This window comes from Hymenobacter agri (assembly GCF_054778495.1).
This window is the reverse complement of record NZ_BAAGZM010000323.1, coordinates 1-4,740: the sequence shown is the minus strand read 5'-3', so window position 1 is coordinate 4,740 and position 4,740 is coordinate 1. Positions and strand designations below refer to the sequence as shown.

Here is a 4,740-nt window from a genome sequence, read left to right as displayed (position 1 = left end):
CGCCTGGGCGAGCGGCTGACGGTGCGCGGGGCCGTGGGCCGGGCCATTCGGGCGGCCAACTTCACCGAGCAGTATTACTCGTCCATCCGGCCGGGCACGGTGCCCAATGGCTTCAACGTGGGCAACCCCAACCTGAGCGCCGAGCGCACTTGGAGCTACGAAGGCGGCCTCGACTTCCAGCCCCTGCCGGCCCTCACATTGCGCGGCACCTACTTCAACCGCTATGGCCGCAACCTGATTGACTACGTGGGCCAGCCCGGCGCGCTGGTGATTGAAAAAACCGGCCTCGCCAACCTGAACCCCGCCAACACCTACCGCCTGGCCGAAAACCTGTTTGCCGTGAGCACCCAGGGCTTCGAGCTGGAAGCTAGCACCCGCGCCCAGCTCACGCCCGGCCTGCGCCTCGACGGCACCGTGGGCTACACCTACACCCACCTAAACGTAGACGGCAACATCACGTCGCAGTACCTGAGTAACGTGGCCCTGCAGCTCATCAGCGGCAATGTGAGCCTGGTGCACCGCCGCTTCACGGCCAGCCTGGGCGGGGTGTATAAGCAGCGCGCCGGCCAGAAGACTACCCCCAGCGCCACCATCAACGATGCCGTGCTCACGCCCGATTACGTGGTCATCAACGGCCGGCTCGATGTGGCGCTGCTGCCCGAGCGCCTGTGGGTGGTGGGCCAGGCCCAGAACCTGTTCGACGCGAAATATTCCGACCTGCTGGGTGCCCAGATGCCCGGCCGCTGGCTGATGGCCGGCGTGCGCGTGGCGCTGCGGAAGTAGGGTCGGGGCCGCGCCGCCGGAGTGGCTGGCAACGAACAAAGAGGGACGTCATGCCGAGCGCAGCCGAGGCATCTCGCGTGTGGTAGTAATCAAATTACTTCCGCGGTAGAGATGCTTCGACTGCGCTCAGCATGACGTTCTTTTTTCTGGTTACTACTGCACGCGAGATGCCTCGGCTGCGCTCGGCATGACGTGCTTTTTTTCTGGCAGAACCCAATGAAGGCCCATTCGGCCCTACCTTTGCCCCATCAATTCCTCCTCCCGGATGGATTGTTTTTATACAGAGGCGCTGAGAGACAGGCTCAACGACGCGCCGGCAACCACCCGCAACCGCGGACCGGTGCCAATTCCTGACCATATAAAAACAACTGCCATGCCCGCTGTTCCTGCTGCCTCGCTTGCTTTTTCTGGTGTTGCTCGTGCCCGTTTCTCAACGATGGGCCGGATGCTGACGGGCTGTTGTTGCTGTTGCTAGCGGGCACTCGCGCCGCGTAGCCGAACGGCTGCGGCCGGCGCACTTTCATTTCCTTTTTACGGGTTTTTTGCTTGCGGCACGGCCGCTCCGGGTGGGGCGGTGGCGTGGCGCGTATTTATCGGATTATGTTGAAAAAATCATTGGAGCTGCTTCGGGCCGAAGCGGCGGAAACGGGGGCGAACACCCTCAAACGCAGCCTGAACGGCGTGAGCCTGATTGCCATTGGCATCGGGGTGATTATCGGGGCGGGGCTGTTCTCGCTCACCGGCATTGCGGCGGCCAACAATGCCGGGCCGGCCGTCACGCTCTCCTTCGTGGTGGCGGCGGTGGGCTGCGCCTTCTCGGCCCTTTGCTACGCCGAGTTTGCGGCGCTGGTGCCCGTTTCGGGCTCGGCCTATACGTATTCGTACGCCACGATGGGGGAGCTGTTTGCCTGGATTATTGGCTGGGACTTGGTGCTCGAATACTCGGTGGGCGCGGCCACGGTGGCCATCAGCTGGTCGCAGTACCTCATCAAATTCCTCGGAAAATACGGCCTGCACATCCCGGCGCGGCTGGTAATGTCGCCCTTCGAAAGCGCCAAGCTGGCCGACGGCAGCACCGTGAGCGGCTACGTGAACGTGCCGGCCATGCTCATCGTGCTGGCCATTACGGCCATCGTGACGCGCGGCACCAAGGGCTCGGCCTGGTTCAATGCGCTGGTGGTGGCGCTGAAGGTGGCCGTGGTGCTGGTGTTCATCGCCCTGGGGTGGCAGTACATCGACCCCGCCAACTACCAACCCTACATCCCGGCCAACACCGGCACTTTCGGCGAGTTTGGGCTGAGCGGGATTCTGCGCGGGGCGGGCGTGATTTTCTTCGTCTTCATCGGCTTCGACATCGTGGCCACGATGGCCCAGGAAACCAAAAACCCGCAGCGCAACATGCCCATTGGCATTCTGGGCTCGCTGGCGGTGTGCACGGTGCTGTTTGTGTTGTTCGGGCACGTGCTCACGGGCCTGGCCAACTACACCGAGTTCAAGAACAACGCCGCGCCGGTAGCCGTGGCCATCGAGAAAACGCCCTACGCGTGGCTGTCGTCGGCCGTGATATTGGCCATTCTGGTGGGCTACACGTCGGTGATTTTGGTCGATTTGCTGGGGCAGTCGCGGGTATTTTTCTCGATGTCGAAGGACGGGCTGCTGCCGCCGGTGTTCTCGCGCCTGCACCCCACCTTCAACACGCCGGCGCAGTCGACGCTGCTGCTCGGCACCTTCATCGCGCTGTTTGCGGGCTTCGTGCCCATCTCGGTGGTGGGCGAGATGACGAGCATCGGCACGCTGCTGGCCTTTGTGATGGTGTGCCTCGGCGTGATGATTATGCGCAAAACCAACCCCGACGCGCCCCGCTCGTTCCGCACGCCGTGGGTGCCGGTGGTACCCATTCTGGGCATTGTGGTGTGCCTCGTGATGATGGCCTCGCTGCCCTGGGAAACCTGGCTGCGCCTCATCGTGTGGCTGGCGCTGGGCATGGCCATCTACTTCGGCTACGGAAAGAAGAACAGCAAGCTGCGGCTGGCGCAGGAGAAAGCTGAACTTCCACACTAAAAATTTCACTGCGCACACTGCAGGAAATCAATGCTACCAATTCAATGTGTCGTCAGTCCGTTCGCATCCAGCTCCTCACGGTCGCGCACGCGGCCGAGGTCACCTTCTAAATCAACCTCATCGGCGACAGTTGTCTCAGCCGTGACGGGTAGGGCTGAGGCCAGTGGGCGCTGCTTGTACACATCCACGGCTCCGTTGCGGTCGAGTAGCTCGCGGGCGTGGTCGGCTTCTTCGGTAGTAGTCGTGTCGACGGTGATGACGGCGTGCTCGGGGCCGGTGGCGGCAATGTGGGCTTGGGCATCATCGACCTGCGTGCCGCTGAAAATACCGCTGAAAAACCGCGTCACGGCGTCCTGAAATGTTTCGCGGGGCGTTTCCACGTCAATCTGGTGCTCGGCCTGCAGGGTATCGCGGGAGGCGAGCTGCACGGCGGGGGCGGCAAAGCCGGCCGCATGTAGCTGCGCCACGGCAAACTCGGCTTCGGAAGCGCTGGTGAATAAACCGACGACGGTGCGGGGCATACGGAAGGGGAAAAGGTGTCTGAGTGTCTACGGCGGGCCTGGCAGGCGGTTGTGCCGGTGCCGGGCTGCCGCCGCCGGAGATTGCCTACCTTTTGCGCACTTTTCATTCGAAAGCCGCGCCTACATGGACCAGTCTCAACTAGCCGCCCGCTGGCATCGCCTCACCACGCCGCTTGTGCCCGATGCCGCCCGCCGCGAGGCCGAATGGCAGCGCCTGGCCGCCGCCTACCAGGCGCCCAGCCGTCACTACCACAACCTGCAGCACATCGAAAACCTGCTGAATAGGGTAGCGGCAGCCCCCTTGCGCGACCCGGTGGTGGTGCAGCTGGCCGTCTGGTTTCACGACGCGGTGTACGACGCCCGCCGGTCCGACAACGAAGCCCGCAGCGCCGCCGAGGCGCTGGCTTTTCTGCGGGGCTCGCTGCTGGAGCCTGCCCGGCAGCAGCGTGTGGCGTTCCTCATCGGGCGCACCGCCGACCACATCCAGCCCCAGCCGTCGCACGATACCGACCTGCTCTACTTTCTCGATGCCGACCTGAGCATCCTCGGGGCCCCGGCCGCCGGGTACTGGGCCTACGCCCGGCAGGTGCGGCAGGAGTACCGGCATGTGCCAACGCTGCTCTATCGCCCCGGGCGCCGCAAGGTGCTGGCAAAGATGCTGGCCGCACCAGTGCTCTTTCAAACGCCGGCCCTGCGGGCAGAGCTTGATGCCGCCGCCCGGCTGAACCTGCAGGCCGAAATTGACGCTTGGAACCGCGGCAGCCTCGATTCCCAGCCCTGAGCTGCCGGCAGAATAATGCGAGCCTTCACCGGCCTGCCCAAGCCATTCGGCCCGAAAAAGATTGTTTTTAGGGGGATTTAATGCCTGCTTAATCTCAGCAGACGGAATATTTGCAGCACAGAGGAGCTTCCCAAGCGGGCAAGCAGATAGGAGAACCTGATTGTGAGCACGAATGCAAAAATCCCTTTTTCCCAGCCTGATTCCTTCGTACGAGCATGAGCGCCTCACCGCGCTGCAACCCTACCAGGTGCTGAGCACGCCGGGCCAAACGCTGTTCAACGATTTTGTGAGCATCGTTGCCAAACTGCTCGATGTGCCCATGGCGCTGGTGAGCCTGGTGCGGGCCGACGACGTAGTATTCATCGGCAACACCGGCCTGCCCGATGCTCAGGTGGTGCCCCGCGAAGACAGCATGTGCTCGGTGGCCATTCTCAGCGACGACCTCACCGAGTTTCCGGACGTAGCCGCCGAGCCCTGCGCCCTGGTAAATCCCTACGTGGCCCAGCAGCTGCGCCTGGGCTTCTACGCGGCGCACGCCATGCGCACGGCCGCGGGCCAGCCCATTGGCAGCCTTTGCGTGCTCGGCCAGCAGCC

General features: G+C 63.5%; 5 protein-coding genes and 1 riboswitch. Of the genes, 4 read left to right on the top strand and 1 reads right to left on the bottom strand.

Going from position 1 to position 4,740, the window contains the following annotated elements:
* On the top strand, window positions 1-783 hold a 783-nt coding region (locus ACYVDE_RS14775), incomplete at its 5' end, for a TonB-dependent receptor domain-containing protein (protein ID WP_460502313.1).
* 273 nt (window positions 784-1,056) lie between these two features.
* Window positions 1,057-1,148, top strand: a riboswitch (SAM riboswitch).
* Window positions 1,149-1,383: 235 nt separating this feature from the next.
* Window positions 1,384-2,844 carry an amino acid permease gene (locus ACYVDE_RS14770; protein ID WP_460502312.1) on the top strand — a complete coding sequence of 487 codons (1,461 nt, stop codon included), beginning with the start codon at window positions 1,384-1,386 and terminating at the stop codon, window positions 2,842-2,844.
* A 41-nt stretch (window positions 2,845-2,885) separates the two neighbouring features.
* Here ACYVDE_RS14770 and ACYVDE_RS14765 read toward each other — a convergent pair whose 3' ends face one another.
* Window positions 2,886-3,365 (bottom strand): hypothetical protein, encoded by a 480-nt coding sequence (locus ACYVDE_RS14765; RefSeq protein WP_460502311.1) that lies wholly within the window; start codon window positions 3,363-3,365, stop codon window positions 2,886-2,888.
* Window positions 3,366-3,489: 124 nt separating this feature from the next.
* Between ACYVDE_RS14765 and ACYVDE_RS14760 the strand changes: the two genes are divergently transcribed.
* Together ACYVDE_RS14760 and ACYVDE_RS14755 are read left to right on the top strand one after the other, a co-directional pair.
* A complete protein-coding gene (locus ACYVDE_RS14760) occupies window positions 3,490-4,146 on the top strand; it encodes an HD domain-containing protein (protein ID WP_460502310.1) in 657 nt (218 codons plus the stop codon).
* 172 nt (window positions 4,147-4,318) lie between these two features.
* A partial coding sequence (locus ACYVDE_RS14755; RefSeq protein ID WP_460502309.1) for a GAF domain-containing protein occupies window positions 4,319-4,740 on the top strand: 422 nt, incomplete at its 3' end.